The 15,353-nt window shown below is 63.3% G+C and carries 15 protein-coding genes; 11 read left to right on the top strand and 4 right to left on the bottom strand.

Going from position 1 to position 15,353, the window contains the following annotated elements:
- Nucleotides 1-49 precede the first annotated feature (49 nt).
- Entirely contained in the window at nucleotides 50-442 is a 393-nt protein-coding gene (locus NKI88_RS27765) for a hypothetical protein (RefSeq protein WP_352658616.1), read from the top strand.
- A gap of 134 nt (nucleotides 443-576) precedes the next feature.
- Nucleotides 577-1,176, top strand: a complete 600-nt coding sequence (locus NKI88_RS27760) for a DUF1419 domain-containing protein (protein ID WP_352658614.1) — start codon at nucleotides 577-579, stop codon at nucleotides 1,174-1,176.
- A 186-nt stretch (nucleotides 1,177-1,362) separates the two neighbouring features.
- Here the strand turns inward: NKI88_RS27760 and NKI88_RS27755 are convergent, their stop codons facing one another.
- Nucleotides 1,363-1,821, bottom strand: coding sequence for a hypothetical protein (locus NKI88_RS27755; RefSeq protein WP_352658612.1), 459 nt, complete (start codon nucleotides 1,819-1,821; stop codon nucleotides 1,363-1,365).
- A gap of 227 nt (nucleotides 1,822-2,048) precedes the next feature.
- Between NKI88_RS27755 and NKI88_RS27750 the strand changes: the two genes are divergently transcribed.
- Entirely contained in the window at nucleotides 2,049-2,729 is a 681-nt protein-coding gene (locus tag NKI88_RS27750) for a transposase (protein WP_352658610.1), read from the top strand.
- A gap of 36 nt (nucleotides 2,730-2,765) precedes the next feature.
- On the opposite strand, the gene NKI88_RS27745 is transcribed toward NKI88_RS27750, so the two are convergent.
- The gene (locus NKI88_RS27745; protein WP_352658667.1) at nucleotides 2,766-3,959 is read right to left on the bottom strand and encodes a DUF1173 domain-containing protein; all 1,194 of its coding nucleotides are present in this window, start codon (nucleotides 3,957-3,959) and stop codon (nucleotides 2,766-2,768) included.
- A 185-nt stretch (nucleotides 3,960-4,144) separates the two neighbouring features.
- Here NKI88_RS27745 and NKI88_RS27740 point away from each other — a divergent pair, with 185 nt between their 5' ends.
- The 8 genes from NKI88_RS27740 (at nucleotide 4,145) to NKI88_RS27705 (ending at nucleotide 13,878) form a co-directional block, all read left to right on the top strand.
- Entirely contained in the window at nucleotides 4,145-8,641 is a 4,497-nt protein-coding gene (locus NKI88_RS27740; RefSeq protein ID WP_352658608.1) for a strawberry notch-like NTP hydrolase domain-containing protein, read from the top strand.
- Between the two features lie 13 nt (nucleotides 8,642-8,654).
- Nucleotides 8,655-9,719, top strand: a complete 1,065-nt coding sequence (locus NKI88_RS27735) for a DUF7146 domain-containing protein (RefSeq protein ID WP_352658606.1) — start codon at nucleotides 8,655-8,657, stop codon at nucleotides 9,717-9,719.
- Between the two features lie 245 nt (nucleotides 9,720-9,964).
- Nucleotides 9,965-10,906, top strand: coding sequence for a DUF2493 domain-containing protein (locus tag NKI88_RS27730; protein ID WP_352658604.1), 942 nt, complete (start codon nucleotides 9,965-9,967; stop codon nucleotides 10,904-10,906).
- 63 nt (nucleotides 10,907-10,969) lie between these two features.
- Entirely contained in the window at nucleotides 10,970-11,236 is a 267-nt protein-coding gene (locus NKI88_RS27725; protein ID WP_352658602.1) for a type II toxin-antitoxin system prevent-host-death family antitoxin, read from the top strand.
- Nucleotides 11,220-11,624, top strand: a complete 405-nt coding sequence (locus NKI88_RS27720) for a hypothetical protein (RefSeq protein WP_352658600.1) — start codon at nucleotides 11,220-11,222, stop codon at nucleotides 11,622-11,624. Before NKI88_RS27725 ends, NKI88_RS27720 begins: the two co-directional genes overlap by 17 nt.
- Nucleotides 11,625-11,913: 289 nt before the next feature.
- Nucleotides 11,914-12,447, top strand: coding sequence for a hypothetical protein (locus NKI88_RS27715; RefSeq protein ID WP_352658598.1), 534 nt, complete (start codon nucleotides 11,914-11,916; stop codon nucleotides 12,445-12,447).
- 708 nt (nucleotides 12,448-13,155) lie between these two features.
- Nucleotides 13,156-13,479, top strand: coding sequence for a DUF736 domain-containing protein (locus tag NKI88_RS27710; protein ID WP_006339490.1), 324 nt, complete (start codon nucleotides 13,156-13,158; stop codon nucleotides 13,477-13,479).
- A gap of 57 nt (nucleotides 13,480-13,536) precedes the next feature.
- Entirely contained in the window at nucleotides 13,537-13,878 is a 342-nt protein-coding gene (locus NKI88_RS27705; RefSeq protein WP_352658596.1) for a hypothetical protein, read from the top strand.
- A 118-nt stretch (nucleotides 13,879-13,996) separates the two neighbouring features.
- Here the strand turns inward: NKI88_RS27705 and NKI88_RS27700 are convergent, their stop codons facing one another.
- Both NKI88_RS27700 and NKI88_RS27695 read right to left on the bottom strand, forming a co-directional pair.
- Nucleotides 13,997-14,407, bottom strand: a complete 411-nt coding sequence (locus NKI88_RS27700) for a hypothetical protein (protein WP_352658594.1) — start codon at nucleotides 14,405-14,407, stop codon at nucleotides 13,997-13,999.
- On the bottom strand, nucleotides 14,404-15,126 hold the full coding sequence (locus NKI88_RS27695; protein ID WP_352658592.1) for a ParA family partition ATPase: 723 nt from the start codon (nucleotides 15,124-15,126) through the stop codon (nucleotides 14,404-14,406). The genes NKI88_RS27700 and NKI88_RS27695 overlap by 4 nt, the downstream gene beginning before the upstream one ends.
- Nucleotides 15,127-15,353 lie beyond the last annotated feature (227 nt).

The following is a 15,353-nucleotide window of genomic DNA, read 5'->3' as shown; positions in this document are numbered from 1 at the left end:
CCGGGATCGCCATCGCGACCCCGGGCGCTTTCGTTTCATGGAGATCGACATGTTCGACTGGAACAGAAGCTGCTCCTACGACGAGCAGCAGAAGAGACGTTTCCACACGATAGCCCGTTCACGGCTGAAGAAACTCGCCGCCGAACTTGCCCTGCCGCAGCGAAGTTTTGACCTGCGCTCAAACAAGGCGGGCATAGCCGTTTCCGGTGAAATTACCCTGCACCATGACCGCGCCTACATCCAGGTCGGCCAATTCGGTTTGTCCTCAGGTCAGGGCATCCTGATCCGCTCCTGCAAGGGCCGCAAGGACTATACTGGCGGGGCCAACCACTTCGTTGCGCTCGGCATGCTCGAGGACATCCCGGCGCTCGCCGCGGCCGTCCGTGCCATCACCGGGGTTGGTCGAGACACTTCGCGTTCCTCCGAACGACGCGCCGCCTGAACCCCCTGCAAACCCCATCATCGCCGATGGACGCGTCCGGCCGCAGGCTCGGCCCGTCGCCAGCCACAACACAGCAAGCAGTTGCCATGGCGCGCCGATGCCGCGCGTGGCCGACCTGCCTTCAGGAGAACCCCATGACCGCACATCCACCGTTCAGAAAGGTGCTCGACGGCGTCGCCACCCGCGAGCAGATGTTCCAACTGTTCAGCCGTCACAAAGACACTCCCGGTATCGATCCGCTTTCCGGCACTCCCTATTCAGGCGAGTGGTTCGAGATCAACGCGTCAGAATATCACTTCACGCTCGATTTGCTGCCGCCGCTCTTCATGCGCACCGGCATGTTCGGAATGTCTGAGTATAAGGCCGGCAACGTCACCAGCGTATTCTTCGCGATCCGGATCTGGGGTCGCGAGCGCTGGTTTCATGGCTTCTGCGATCTCACGGATCGGCAGTCGCCAGACAAGATGCGCGCCGCCATCATCGCCCACGAGACCGGCGCGAGCGACAGCATGACCCGCGCGGAAAAGCTCGAGGCAATCTGGAACACAATCCCTGTCGAGCTCAGGGGGACCGCGCGCAACGCAGACCCCGAGACCGGGTGGGCCGAACATCGTGGCAAGCGCACGATTCTCGTTAACGCTGGAAGGCATGATGCTGCCTTCAGGCTGCTCGATGATCTGTCGGATCTCGAGATCGACGAATTCCTGTCCAAAGTGCGATTGCGTCGGAGCTGACGAAGGAAGGCGACGATGGGCATCTATAAGAACCGCGCTTCGGCGGCGATGCGTCTCCATCACGGTGACCAACTTTCGCTCAATGGATGCACCTGCACACGGCCCAACCTCAAGCTGTTGAGACATGCGAGGCCGTATGGCCAACTGCTCCGAGGATAATCATTCGGCCCTCAGAAAAACGTCTGCTCAGTGCCTGCCACGCGGGAGGTATCCGGCATTGCGTAAAGCGCCGATGAACAGGCTGGCCGAGCCGGCGATACTCGTCCTGGCCTGCGTTGCGAGCGGCAGCGTGTTCCATTCCTCCAACGGAGCGATAAAGCTGGAGAAAGTGCCATTGACCATGCAATGGCTGGTCGACAAGCCCTGCTTATCCAGCACCAGAACCGCTGTCTGATAGCTTGGATACCGGATGGCGGCAACGCGCTGAAATTCCATGTCGCCATCGATGCGCAAATTGAAAAGCAGGTCCCCGAGGCTTCTGTGGGCGATTTCCGCGACTTTTTCCGCGAAAGGAACAGAAAGCGCCCGAACGCTGTCGACCGCCATCCCGAAAACAAGCGCGTCCAGCTCATCCGCCGCCATGAGAAGATTAGTTCCCAAGAAAATTGGGATTGCAATCGCTCCAGCCGGATTGTGCACAGTCATCGCACACCGCCCGCTAGACGCCTGAGCATCGCGTGTATGAGGCAGCTCTCTCTGTTGACGTGTTTGCCCCCGTTGATTAAGCCGATTGCCCTAGGCCCATGACACTCCGCTTGCTCGTTGCGGGGCTTCTCCGATAAAGCACGGCGAAAGCGATATGATACGTCGGGTACTCGCTAACCCAAACTGCGACTTGGCTAGCAAGTCATGCTCACATCAAGGAACAGACTATGAAGCGCCAGATCCGGCCATTCATCGTGGAGCTGAAACAGAGGCGCGTTAAGCAGAAGCCAAGCCATTCGATCTGGGGCGATCTCGACCTGTCCAAGATTGCCACGGAGATGACGCAGCCGGGCTATGCTGCTCCGCTCCCAAATCCCCAGGTCATTGACTTCAGTATAAGACCCCTTGATGCTGAAGAAGGGGATAAACCACAAGCGGAGTATATGATGGCCGATTTTCAGGACGCTCAGACTGTTCAGACAGTAGCGCCAGCCAAAGTGGAAGTGCCTGAATCGAAGAAGAAAGTTCCGCGAGCAAAGAAAGCGAAGGCAGAACTCGTCAAGCCGGTCCGCAAGAACGGAGCGAAACCTGCGCCCCAAGCCGCGGAAGCTCCGGTGGCAGCGAAGACCGCCCGCAAGACATATTCCGAGAATGAACGCGCGCAGAAACTTGCCCAGATCGAGAAATCGATCGCTGGCGGCGCGACCAGCAAGATTGCAGTCGGCCAGGCCGGCATATCGGAGCAGACCTACTATTATTGGAAGAGGGCTGTCGCACCTTCTCCAGACAGCGGAGATCTCCGTGATCTTGTCGCACTCGAAGAAGAAAACAAGCGCCTCAAGAACCTGCTAGCCGACCGTCTGCGCAAGGAAAATGCCGAGCTCAAGAAGAAGCTGGGCCTGGCCTAAGGCATACTGAAGCATCGACGGAAATTCCGCCGACGCTCAAGGCGGTAGCGGCGGCATATCGCCTTCGCCGACCCGCCACACCCAGGAGCCGATCTCGGGACGCGCGGCGATCATTTCGTTTAGCGACGCTTCGTAGTTCTCGTCCGCTCCGGCCGGAACGACAAAGAGTGCAATCGGTTCTTGCCTGTTCTGGAGCAAAGCGTTGGCGATCGGGTGGTCGGGTTGCAGGTCAAAGCGCAATCCCTTCACACTCTTCTCGCGAAGGCGGGCGAGGCTCTCGACGAGCCTTTTCTCCGGGACCGTCTCATAAGGGATCCAGTTCTCGGACACCACCATCAACGCGATCTCCTCGACAATGGCGAGGCCGGCCGGGTTCAGTCCGAACGTCGCGATCGTCATGAGATGTGAGCTGGAATCCGCTCCCCACAGCGACAGTTCTTTTTCAAAACGCGCCTGCAAGCGGCGATGCAATGCATCGTCGATCATGAAGGGAAAACCGGGCAAATGCCTGATGACGAGTTTCTGACCGGAGCGGGCAGGGACCATCTCCTTCATCTCGCCGACAAGGACGAGTAACTTTCGTGGACCTGATTTCGGCGGGAGCGCCGTGCCGAGAACCGCGTTGCGACGATTTTCGATCGCTTGTCTGTTCTCGGCGCGAAACGGCTCGGGCACGAACAGCATATCCACGAGCGGACCGCCCCTCACCGTCATTTGCCCGGCAGCCTCGAGCAGATGCCAGCGGACATTCCACCAATGTCGTTTGCCGGCCCACCGGGATGTCCAGACCGTCAGTTCGGCCTCGTGCCAGAGATAATGAAGCAGGCCACGCAGCGACATCCTCCTGGGATCGGCGGTTACGCTGGCGGAACTTTGCCCCGCAGGCACCGATGCTGCGCGGCTCCCTGTCTTCGACAGGCTGAAACCTAACTTGAGGGCCGCCAAGCCGTTTTGTGGATCGAGCTGTATCGCGCTGCCCATCAAGGCGCCCAGGCCGGACATTTCGTAAGGCGATTCATATGAATCACAGGATGGGTCATGCCCGCCGCCGCTCAACGGCATGCGCTTGATCAGGTGAAGGTCGCCGATGCGGGCAATGTACATTGGGCAGCCCGGCTCGCGGCACAGGCATAGCGGACGCTCGGTGCGGGCATAGGCGTTCGCCAGAGCCGCCTGCAGGTCCGGCGCTCCCTCCTCGTAGACCGCACTGCCAATTCTGAACCGTCGCATCACCTCCGCAGCTCCAGGTCGCCGCCGCATCCCTGTGCGCGCATTCAAGTCATGGGTTTGCACAGAGCGCAACCCCCTTGGTGCATCGGCGCCAGAGGCAGAGGGGAGCTGGGAGCAGTGCGGCCCGGCTGGCGCGGAGAGAGTGCCGGCGCGGGCGCCGCTCCCCTCTCACGAAGGACATCTCCATGAACATTATTTCGACCACACCGGCCGTTGCCCGGACAGCCACTTCCCTGGGCGCGCCGACGCCCACCCCCATAAACAACGCCCAGGCAATCTATCAAGCGGCAACGCTGCTTCTGCCTTTCCTCGATGGGGGCAAGCCTGTCACCACCGCCGCACTGCGCGCCGCCATGACGACCAGTTTTGGGGGCAGCGATGCGCAAGGGTTGTGGGTCTGGAAGGACGCCTATGAAGCGCTCGAAGTCGCCCAGGTGCTGTTTCTGCGCCGGTTCGGCCCGGCGATCCTCTCCCGGTCGACCACGCCGCAGGCAACGCTGGCGATGATGAAGCGCATCGCAGAACTCGTTCCGACCCACACACGGCGCTCCGACGAGAGCCAGGCCATGCAGCAGCTCTCCACGCCCTTGCCGCTGGCCTTCGTCACGGCGCACGCTGCGGCGATTGCATCTTGTGACCTCGTTCTCGAACCCTCGGCCGGCACCGGCCTGCTTGCCGTCCATGCCGAGATGGCGCGCGCCTCGATCGCCCTCAACGAGCTTGCCGCGACGCGGGCCGATCTCCTCGGCCTGCTGTTTCCACAGGTTTCCGTGTCGCGGTACGACGCTGCCCATATCGACGATCATCTCGACGCGGCCATCGAGCCGTCCGTCGTGCTGATGAATCCACCCTTCAGCGTCGGCGCCTATGTCGACGGCCATGTCGCCGATGCCGCATGGCGGCACCTCTCGTCCGCATTCGCACGCCTGCGTCCGGGCGGACGCCTCGTTGCCGTCACCGGCTCCGGGCTGTCTCCCGAAAACCCCAAATGGCGGCTCGCCTTCGAGCGGCTGCAACAACAGGGCTCAGTCGTCTTCACCGCGGCGATCGCCGGCCGTGTCTACGCCCGCCATGGGACGACGGCCGAGACCCGCTTGACCATCATCGACAAAGTTCCTGCTAACGACCCAACCAGCTTCTCCGGCCGGCCGGGCAAGGCCATAGATGTCGAGACGTTGCTCTCCTGGATCTCCGCCCTGCAGCCCCGGCTACCGGTCGGCTTTCCGGACTCGATCGGTGCATTGGCAAGCGGCATCCCGCGCAATGCCGCCATGCACATGGGCGGCCGATCCGGGGCGAGAGCCGCACCCCTCGCTGTCTTAACGGCTGCTCCGAAGGCCATCCAACCGGTTCCCCCGATTGCACGGGCAAAGCCCGCCCGCCAGGTCATGGCAAACATCCCACCGGCGGTCCCCCTCGCCTATGAGCTACGCGACTGGATGCCGGAAGAGGGCGGCCGGCTGACCGACACGATCTACGAACCCTACGCGCTCCAGTCGATCGACATCCCCCGCGCAAAGCCGCATCCGACGCCGCTCGTGCAGTCGGCCGCAATGGCCGCCGTCGCGCCACCAAAACCTTCCTATCGGCCGCTTCTTCCTGATGCGATCATCGACGGGGGCCTGCTGTCGGACGCCCAGCTCGAAAGCGTCATCTATGCCGGCGAAGCCCATTGCGGCTATCTCGCCGGGACCTGGACGGTCGACGAGACCTGCGATGTCGTCTCGGCCGCGCCAGAAGGGGCTGCCAACGCGGTCCGCTTCCGCCGTGGATGGTTTTTGGGTGACGGAACCGGCTGCGGCAAGGGACGGCAAGTCGCCGGCATCATCCTTGATAGTTGGCTGCAGGGCCGCCGCCGTGCAATCTGGATTTCCAAGTCGGACAAATTGCTTGAGGACGCTCAGCGCGATTGGGCGGCACTTGGCCAGGAAAAACTCCTCGTCCAGCCGCTGTCGCGCTATCGGCAGGGCACGCCGATCCGGCTTGCCGAAGGCATCCTGTTCACGACTTACGCGACGCTGCGCTCGCAGGAACGGGAGGGCAAGAAATCCCGGATCGCCCAGATCCTCGACTGGGTCGGACAAGACACGAGGGGGGACCAAGGCCCGACGGGGACCAAAAAATCTTTCGATGGCGTCATCGTCTTCGACGAGGCTCACGCCATGGCCAATGCCGCTGGCGGCAAAAGCGAGCGTGGCGACGTCGCGCCCTCGCAACAAGGCAAGGCGGGACTGCGGCTGCAGCATGCACTGCCTGACGCCCGCATCGTCTATGTCTCGGCCACTGGCGCGACCGCCGTCGAGAACCTCGCCTACGCGCAGCGCCTCGGCATCTGGGGCAGCGAGGATTTTCCATTCGCCAACCGTGCCGAGTTCGTCGCGGCGATCGAGGACGGCGGTATCGCGGCGATGGAAGTGCTCGCTCGCGATCTCAAGTCGCTCGGCCTCTATACGGCGCGCTCGCTTTCCTATGACGGTGTCGAATACGACCTTCTCGAGCACGCACTGACCGAGGTACAGATCCGCATCTACAACGCCTATGCCGACGCTTTCCAGGTCATCCACAACAACCTGACCGCCGCACTCGAGGCGACCAACATCACCAGTGAATCCGGCACGCTGAACCGTAATGCCAAATCGGCGGCGCGCTCGGCCTTCGAGAGCACCAAGCAGCGCTTTTTCTCGCATTTGATCACCTCGATGATGACGCCGACGCTGATCGGCGCGATCGGACAGGATCTTGCCGACGGCCATTCGGCGATCGTGCAGATCGTCTCGACCGGCGAAGCGCTGATGGAACGGCGACTTGCCGAAATCCCGACCGAGGAATGGTCGGACCTGCATGTCGACGTCACGCCGCGGGAATATGTCGGCGGGTATTTGATGCATTCCTTCCCGACGCAGTTGTTCGAGGAATACTCGGACGCCGATGGCAATGTCTATTCGCGGCCCGTTCACGACGAAGATGGCAATCCGGTTCAGTGCCGGGAGGCCGTCCGCCGGCGCGACGAGATGGTCGAGCGGCTTGCGTCGTTGCCGCCGGTCGGCGGTGCCCTTGACCAGATCATCCATCACTTTGGCAACGACACCGTCGCCGAGGTGACCGGCCGCTCGCGGCGCATCGTCAAGAAGACCGGCCGCGACGGTATCGACCGGCTTGCCGTCGAGAACCGCCCGGTCTCGGCCAATCTCGCCGAGACCCAGAGTTTTATGGATGACCACAAGCGCGTACTGATCTTTTCCGACGCCGGCGGCACCGGCCGCTCCTACCACGCCGATCTCGGGGTCAGGAACCAGAGGCTGCGCAAGCACTATCTGCTCGAGGCCGGCTGGCGCGCCGACAATGCCATCCAGGGTCTCGGACGGACGCACCGCACAAATCAGAAGCAACCGCCCTTGTTCCGGCCGATGGCCGCCAATGTGAAGGCGGGCAAGCGCTTCCTGTCGACGATCGCACAACGGCTCGACACGCTGGGCGCGATCACGCGCGGCCAGCGCCAGACCGGCGGGGCAGGGCTGTTCCGTGCCGAGGACAATCTCGAAAGCCCCTACGCGCGGGCCGCACTTCGCCAATTCTACATGCTGCTGCATCAGGGCAGGATCGAAGGTTGTTCGCTCACGACGTTCGAGACCGTGACCGGGCTGTCGCTGACGACTGACCAGGGCGGGTTGCGTGACGAGCTGCCGCCGATCACGACCTGGCTCAATCGCCTGCTGGCGCTGCGCATCGAAACCCAGAATCTGCTGTTCGAGGTGTTCGAGCAGCTGATGGCGGCTAAGATCGAAGGCGCCATCGCCGCCGGCAACTACGACAGGGGGCTGGAGACGATCACGGCGGAGAGCATCGTCGTCACCGATCGCCGCACCGTCTACGCGCACCCGGTCTCGGGCGCGCAGTCGCATGTGCTGACCGTCGCGCGCAAGGACCGGATTCTGCCGCTCAGTCTCGTCGACGCGCTGGCCATCGTCCGGGCCGAGCCGCAATCGGTTCTGTTGGTGAACACGCGGTCGAACCGCGCGGCGATCCGGCTGCCAACGGCGAGCCTGATGCTCGACGACGGAACGATAGAGCACCGCGTGCGCCTGCTGCGGCCAACGGACGAGCTGCGCTTCGGTCTCGACGCGCTTGCCGAAACCCACTGGCAGCCCGCCGACCGAAAATTGTTCTGCGACCTGTGGCAGGCAGAAGTCGCCGCCGTCCCGGAGTTCACCACCAGCACCTTTCACATCGTGACGGGTCTGCTGCTGCCGATCTGGCGTCGGCTGCCGGACCATGATTGTCAGGTCTACCGGATCCAGACCGACGCCGGCGAACGCATCATCGGCCGCCACATCGCGCCGACGCTGGTCGCGACCATGTTGCGCAATCTCGGCGTCGACGATGTTCCGACCCTCGCTCCGGACGAGGCATGGACCGGCTTGATCGAGGGGCGGATCGGGTTGCAGCTTGCCGACGGCCTGATCCTGCGCCGCAGTCGGGTCATGAACGACTACCGTGTCGAATTGATCGGCTTCACCGACGCGATGGTCCCTCGGCTGAAGGCGCTGGGGCTGATCTCCGAGATCATCTCCTGGAAGCTGCGGCTGTTCATCCCGACGACCGCGCAAGGGTCCGCCATCCTGGCCACGCTTATCGACAGCCATACGCTGGTTGGCGTCACCGACCGTACAGCAGCGGTTTGAGGGGGAGGCGGTCATGTCCGGCTCGGCATCCGAGCTCGCACGCCGCCTTGGCGAACATGCCGAGGCGGTGTGTCGTGAATATCTCTCCAACGGCCATCGCTCCGGCAATTACTGGATGGTCGGCGATGTCCGCAACGCGCGCGGCCGTTCCATGCATGTGCGGCTGAAGGCGGTTGGCGGCAAGGCAGCCGGAAAATGGGTCGACGAGCAATCGGGGGAATATGGCGACCTGCTTGACGTCATCGAGCAGAGCTGTGGTCTGGTCGACTTCCGCGAGGTCGCGGATGAAGCACGTCGCTTCCTCTCCATGCCGCTGCCACCGCCCCAGCTCCCGCCCCAGCCCCTTGGCTCGCATCGCCAGCCTGCTGCGACACGCGGCTCGCCTGACGCCGCGCGTCGCCTGTTCGCCATGTCCCATCCGATCGCCGGTACGCTGGCCGAACGCTATCTTGCCGGTCGCGGCATTTTGCTTTCGACGCATGAGCGCGCGCTGCGCTTCCATCCTGGCTGCTACTACAGGGATCTCGTCACGGGCGAGACGCGGACCCTGCCTGCGCTGATCGCCGCTGTCACCAGCCTCGACGGGCGTATCACCGGCCTGCAGCGCACTTACCTGTCCTCTGGGCTGGACCCGAGTGGCAAGGTCGGCAAGGCGCCGGTCGCCGATCCACGCCGCTCGCTTGGTCACCTGCTGGGCAACGGCATCTGGCTAGGCCAACAGTCCGGTGCGCCCGTCATGGCCGCCGGCGAGGGCTTCGAGACGATGGCGTCGCTCCGGACGGTGATGCCGGCGCTGCCGTTGGCTGCCGCCACCTCAGCCAATCACCTCGCCGGCCTGATCTTCCCGCCTGGCTGCCGTCGCCTCTACATCGCAGCCGATGCCGACGCCGCCGGCCGGCACGGCATAGAGCGTCTCAGCCAGCGCGCAGGCGAGGCAGGGATTCTCGCCCTGGTGCTGCGGCCGCAGCTCGGCGACTTCAACGACGATCTGCGTCATCTCGGCCAAGCCCACCTCGCGGCATGGCTCCGCGATCAACTCGTCCCGGAGGATGCCCGTCTCTTCCTGCCGCCCGGATGAATGGGTCGGGCCGGCACGCGGCTCGGCGCGGCGTCGGACAGCCTGCAGATATGGCGGGGGTCCACCGGAGAGGCCGCGCCCGCGGCCTGCCTGAGAGGCGACCCCTGCCACCCCCCAGTCACGGCCGCAACGGCTTCGCCGTCCTCCGCTCGCGCTTCGGCCTTCGGTGCGGCCGCGCCCGGCGCGCGGCCGGGATGCGCTGTCCGGCCGCGATAGGCGCGGCCACAACCGACGGAGACACCGCCATGACCTACGACATTCCTCTCGACGACGCCTACGAGCCCTCCCACGCCTCCTCGCCGACCGACCGCGTCATCCTCGAACTGCAGATGTACGGCCATCGCCCGCATCAGGACGAACCTGACCCTCGGCCGCTTCCCGACGACGAGGTGATCCGGGCCGGCCTCGCCGGGATCGTAGAAACCTTCGCCGGCATGCTCGGGGACACCAGGCTCGAACCCGATCTCGACGACCTGCTCTGGTCGTTCGCAAACGTCTTCCACCGTGCCGCCGAGCGTGTCGCCCGCAGCCTCGACCGCAACGAGGAGGCGCAGCGCTCGAGTCAGCAGGAGCAGGACGGCTCGGAGGTGAAGTCGGTCGAGCTGGAGCGGCTGACCGCGGAAGGCATCAGCTATATCGAGCGCCGCAACGTGCTCGAAATCATGCGCGATGAAGCCGCCGATCTCTACGAGGCACAAACCGGATCGGCATGGCGACCGCGCACCGGCTCGAAGGTCTCCCACCAGGCGATGACAGCGGCGGTGATCGACAGCCGCGACTTCCTCGCCGCCCGCCGTCGCGCCGAAACCGAGGTGCTCGTTCCAGCCGGGACCAAGATCGCCTTCGCCGGCGGCCTTGACTGCAACGATCACGACCGGATCTGGGACGCGCTCGACAAGGCCCGCGAGAAGCATCCCGACATGGTCCTGCTCCACGGCGGCAGCCCGCGCGGCGCCGAACGTATCGCCGCCTGCTGGGCCGAGAGCCGCAAGGTCACCCAGATCGCCTTCAAGCCGGATTGGAGCCGGCACGCCAAGGCGGCTCCGTTCCGCCGCAACGACCAGCTGCTCTCGGTGGTGCCCTACGGCCTGATCGTCTTTCCCGGCTCCGGGATCACCGACAACCTGGCCGACAAGGCCCGTCGGCTCGGCATCCCCGTGTGGCGGTTCGCGGAGGGCGGCGCGTGAGCGCCGTTTTCTTGCAAATCTGGCGAATCCAGATAATATGGAGATCGATCAAGGAGTCTAGCCATGCGCCAGTTCACGACGGGGGATCTCAACAAGCAGGTTGGCGACGTCACCGACGTTGCCAGCCGCGAACCCGTTATTCTTACCAAGCACCGGAAACCCCGGTTCGTGCTGATGAGTTACGAGCACTACGAACGGATGCGCATCGGCGGCGATCCCCGCCGCGCATACCATGTCGCCGAGATGCCGGAGGAACACACGGAACTCTTCGCCGCCGAGATCGACCGATTGGCGCGCGGGGAAGGATACGATGATGAGCGGTTCAGGTGATCTCCTACCTTATCTTTGGGCATGGCAATACGAGCGCGGCGAAACGGAAGGCCGCAAGAGCCGGCCGACCTGCGTGGTCATCGCTGTCGGCGGCGCAAGAGATGGCCTGACCCATCTCGCGCTCCTGGCTATAACCACCCAGCCACCGACCAGCGATCGGGTCGGTTTGGAAGTCTCCGCTATCGAGTGCCGCCGCGCCGGTCTGACCGATCTCAAACGCTGCTGGATAGTGGTTGACGAATACAACTACGATATTGCCGAACGCTCCTGGTACATCGAAGCCGACGGTAAGCCCCTCGGTCGTTTCAGCAAGGCATTCATGATGAAGATCGCAGGCGCCTTTATCGAAGCGCGCAGCGAGGGCCGCCGCGTCAGCCGTCTGGATTGACGTTCTCTTTTCGCGGCCATGCGCTCGATCCAGGACGGGAGCCTCTGGCTGGCCGACAAGACCACTAGCTCCAGCGCGAAGCGCCACTAGCCAGATGCGCGTAGCGCCTCCGGCAGCTGCAGGATCCGGGCGCGCCGGCCTGCGGCCGGCCGGGCTCTCGTCGCGGCGTCCCGCCGCTTCGCGAGCCGGCTTTGCCGTCTCGGCCTTCGGGTGACGATCCCTCGCGCAGGGCCAGGGGAGAGGGCGGCCGGCGCGGGGCGGGGGACGCGGGCGAGAAGGGAAAGTCACCATGTCGATGATATTCATAGGTGGATCACGCGAGATATTCGAGCTGCCGGAACCTGCCATCGCTCGCATCGGCGCAATCGTTGCTGCCGAGCACGGCGTGCTGATTGGCGACGCGTCGGGAGCCGATGCCGAGGCGCAGGGCCTGCTCGCGGGCTACGGCTACGACCATGTCGGCGTCTTCCATGCCGGCAAGGAACCCCGCAACAATCTGGGCGACTGGGCTGCCTATCATGTCCCGTCTCCTGAACGCGCTCACGGGTATTGGTTCCACGCTGCCAAAGACCGGGAGATGGCGCGGCGCGCCGACTTTGGGATGATGGTCTGGGACGGCGCATCACCCGGTACGGCCGTCAACGTGCTTCGGCTCGCCTTCGCGAACAAGCCGTGCGTCATTTACGATCTGGCCAGGGGCCGGATGGCGACGACGTACAATGTGGAGGACTGGTGCGCCATGCTCCGCCATGCCGGTCCGGACATTCGCCGCCAAGCCGAAGCGCGCATGATGCCGGAGGAGCGTCTGGCGTTGCCAGCATGATGTACGCGCGGTTTCCCCGACAGCCCGGCGGGTCCGATCCGTTATGCTTGATCCGGCCCCGCCCCCACTCCACTTGAATGAACGGCCGGAGCCGGCCCCTTCGAAACCGGCCCACGCGCAGAGCCGCGGGGCGTGCGCAGATGATCATCTTGATCGCTTCTCGCCTCTGAAACGGGTGCAAGCGTGCCGAACATCCTGGCTAGCGCGGTCATCCATCCTGGCTGCGAGGCATCGCCACCGAGGGGCGTGAAGTTCGCTGCCAGTCGGCTCCGATCTCGAAATCGCAGTGCCGCCATATCCGAACACGCAGGGCGGTTCACGCGCTATGCTGCTGTTCGAGGTGTTGACGATGCAGGCAACATGACCCGAGAGGCTGCAGCCTGCTCCTGCGATCCGGCAGCGTTGCGTCGGCGATCACGCAATGGCGCCTGAGTTCTTTTCCTTCGGTCGCATCCGGGGCCATTCCCGTTTCATGTCGCCTTTGTAGACGACCGCCTGCTTTGTGCGGTCAACCCCCGTTGGGGGTACACTCGGCGAATATTCTGGAAAATTCGATTTCTGTTTTTGTCTGCGGGCAGGCGAAGGGCCCGCCCGCAATTTTTCGGCAAATAGAATTTTCCAGAATTTTCGCCGAGATGACCGCAGCAGGACGGCCCTCTCCTTTGGCGCCATCGGGAATGGTCCCGATGCAACCGAAGGAGAACTACCATGGCCACCACGATCGCAAACCTCACCACCAAGTCCGACGGCTCGATGGAAGGCGTCTTTGCCACGCTCCGGGTCAATGCCCCGATCACGCTGATCCCGAACACCAACAAGTCGCGCGAGGACGCCCCCGACTACCGGATCGTCAACAAGCGCACGGGCTTCGAGATCGGAGCCGGCTGGCACCGCATCTCCCAGCGTTCGGGAGAGGAGTACCTCTCGGTCAAGCTGGAAGCCCCCGAGATCGGCGTCATCTTCGGCAATCTCGCTCCCGCCCCGGGTGGCGAGGAAAACAAGAAGGTCATCCTCTGGAACAACCCCCAGTGAGGCATCGGTGGCCGGCCCCCCCGGGGGCCGGCACCCCACCGGCAAAAGGAGGTTGCAATGAGCCGCTACACCATCACTGTCACTGGCACCGTCCCCGGACAGGTCCGCTCGGATCCCGACGCTGTCATCGGCTACGACCCACCGCTTCGGACCTACTTCCTGCAAGCGTTCCCGCACGAAGAAACCGACGAGCCCGGTCTTTGGCTCGGCACCCACGATCGCGCGTTCGAAACGCTTGAGGATCTTCACCGCGCAGCCATCGCACACGGCTACGGCTTCATGCCGCTGTCGCCCAAACTGGCCGCAAAGCTGGTCGACGACAAAGCTGCAGCCAGCGGGCGTCCGGTGCGAGACACAATCCTCGGCCAGGTGCTGAAACACCTCAACCAACCCAAGTAGGCAACACGTCTTAGGGCCCGCGACCGAGTGTTCCGTCGCGGGCCCTTTTTTTGCGCGTCGCAAAAGAGCCACGAACATCACCCGCCTACAGCATGCGATAGCGACTCCAAACTGTCGATTATTCCTTCGGCAGTTTGTGCTTATGAATGCGGATATAGTCCTGGACAGCCTTTCGCAGCAGTTCGGTCATGCTGTGCCCGTTGCTGATCGCCAGCAACTTGAACTGCCGCTGCTCCGCAGCCGTCAGGTAGTAACCGCAGCGGATCATCTCCTCCTCGCGAATCTTCTTTCCGGCGATGGGGTCCTTTTTCTGACCCTGCCGCAGCAGCTTGCGAAAGTCAGGCGTTGCACCCGATGCCGGCTCGGGCGTCTTCGACGTGGCCGATCCGGCATTTGGCTCCAGCTTCTGCCCCTCGATTTTCGCTGATGAAATGAACATGCTCGGCAGCGCCGGCGGCTGCGTGGAAATCGCCTTCATCATGCGGGCTTTCTTTTCGTCACCGGGTTTCGGTGCGGTTCTTTCACTCATGCCGCGTTCCTCGTGGCTTCGATGAAGGTTTGCAGAAGATCGTCGAAGAGCCCTTCGCTCTCGGCAACCGCCTTCGCGTCAGGCACCTCGGAGCTGTAAAGGGTCTGCCCGGTCTGAAGGTCGCGGTAGGCAACGCGATTGTGCAAGACGTGTTCTGCAATAGGCGTGCCGTTGGCCTGGATGATGGCGCGCAGTTCGGTCAGGGCTCGCGCCCTGCCATCGATGATGGTCTGTTTGGTCAGCACGAATATCGCAGGCAGCGGTCTACCCCGGCTCTCGACCGCCAGCGGGATATAGTGGTCGGTGATCTGGATGGCGGCGGTCACATCGTCCAGCGCAAAATAGACTGGCACGACGACAATGTCGGCGGCGAAGAGCCCGGCCATGAGGTTGTCATTTGTGGTGCCTTCCGTATCGATCAGGACGACTGAGCGCTCACCGTTGTGGATGGCTGCGGCGTCGAGGATTTCCTGCGGGGTCATCGCGCTCACCATCTGGAGCCTGTCAGGACGATTGCCAGCTTCGCCCAGCATCTGGAACCAGCGGTTCATGTTCTGCCGCCGGTCGCCGTCGATAAGAGTGACCGAATAACCCCGATGCAGCGCGACGGATGCGAGGTGCGCAGCATCGTCGATTTGCCAGTGCCGCCCTTTGGGATCGCAGCGGAGATGATCATGGGGCCTCCTTCCGGCGTTATCTCCTTGTTTCCATGTTAACATGGAAACAAGTCATCATGAATGCATAGAATAATGTCACGGCCGAAACATGGTGACATAGTCGACGGGGAAGCCTGGTTTGGCAACCCAGGCGCGCATAGATAAGGGTTCGCTAACGGGGCAGTTTTTGCGCAGTTGCTATCTTCAGGAAAAAAGGGGTCCAGCGGCCCGTCGACCTCGCATTTTCCGACTAAGCTTTTCGGGCTGCGCATCAGAGGGCTGATGTTTCC

Source organism: Mesorhizobium sp. M0317, from assembly GCF_040321555.1.
GTDB lineage: Bacteria > Pseudomonadota > Alphaproteobacteria > Rhizobiales > Rhizobiaceae > Mesorhizobium.
This window is presented reverse-complemented; position numbering and strand designations above follow the sequence as displayed.

Bases quoted from the DNA above. Each gene is read 5' to 3' on its own strand.
- NKI88_RS27765 (WP_352658616.1), top strand. From the start codon at position 50: ATGTTCGACTGGAACAGAAGCTGCTCCTACGACGAGCAGCAGAAGAGA.
- NKI88_RS27760 (WP_352658614.1), top strand. From the start codon at position 577: ATGACCGCACATCCACCGTTCAGAAAGGTGCTCGACGGCGTCGCCACC.
- NKI88_RS27755 (WP_352658612.1), bottom strand. From the start codon at position 1,821: ATGACTGTGCACAATCCGGCTGGAGCGATTGCAATCCCAATTTTCTTG.
- NKI88_RS27750 (WP_352658610.1), top strand. From the start codon at position 2,049: ATGAAGCGCCAGATCCGGCCATTCATCGTGGAGCTGAAACAGAGGCGC.
- NKI88_RS27745 (WP_352658667.1), bottom strand. From the start codon at position 3,959: ATGCGACGGTTCAGAATTGGCAGTGCGGTCTACGAGGAGGGAGCGCCG.
- NKI88_RS27740 (WP_352658608.1), top strand. From the start codon at position 4,145: ATGAACATTATTTCGACCACACCGGCCGTTGCCCGGACAGCCACTTCC.
- NKI88_RS27735 (WP_352658606.1), top strand. From the start codon at position 8,655: ATGTCCGGCTCGGCATCCGAGCTCGCACGCCGCCTTGGCGAACATGCC.
- NKI88_RS27730 (WP_352658604.1), top strand. From the start codon at position 9,965: ATGACCTACGACATTCCTCTCGACGACGCCTACGAGCCCTCCCACGCC.
- NKI88_RS27725 (WP_352658602.1), top strand. From the start codon at position 10,970: ATGCGCCAGTTCACGACGGGGGATCTCAACAAGCAGGTTGGCGACGTC.
- NKI88_RS27720 (WP_352658600.1), top strand. From the start codon at position 11,220: ATGAGCGGTTCAGGTGATCTCCTACCTTATCTTTGGGCATGGCAATAC.
- NKI88_RS27715 (WP_352658598.1), top strand. From the start codon at position 11,914: ATGTCGATGATATTCATAGGTGGATCACGCGAGATATTCGAGCTGCCG.
- NKI88_RS27710 (WP_006339490.1), top strand. From the start codon at position 13,156: ATGGCCACCACGATCGCAAACCTCACCACCAAGTCCGACGGCTCGATG.
- NKI88_RS27705 (WP_352658596.1), top strand. From the start codon at position 13,537: ATGAGCCGCTACACCATCACTGTCACTGGCACCGTCCCCGGACAGGTC.
- NKI88_RS27700 (WP_352658594.1), bottom strand. From the start codon at position 14,407: ATGAGTGAAAGAACCGCACCGAAACCCGGTGACGAAAAGAAAGCCCGC.
- NKI88_RS27695 (WP_352658592.1), bottom strand. From the start codon at position 15,126: ATGTTAACATGGAAACAAGGAGATAACGCCGGAAGGAGGCCCCATGAT.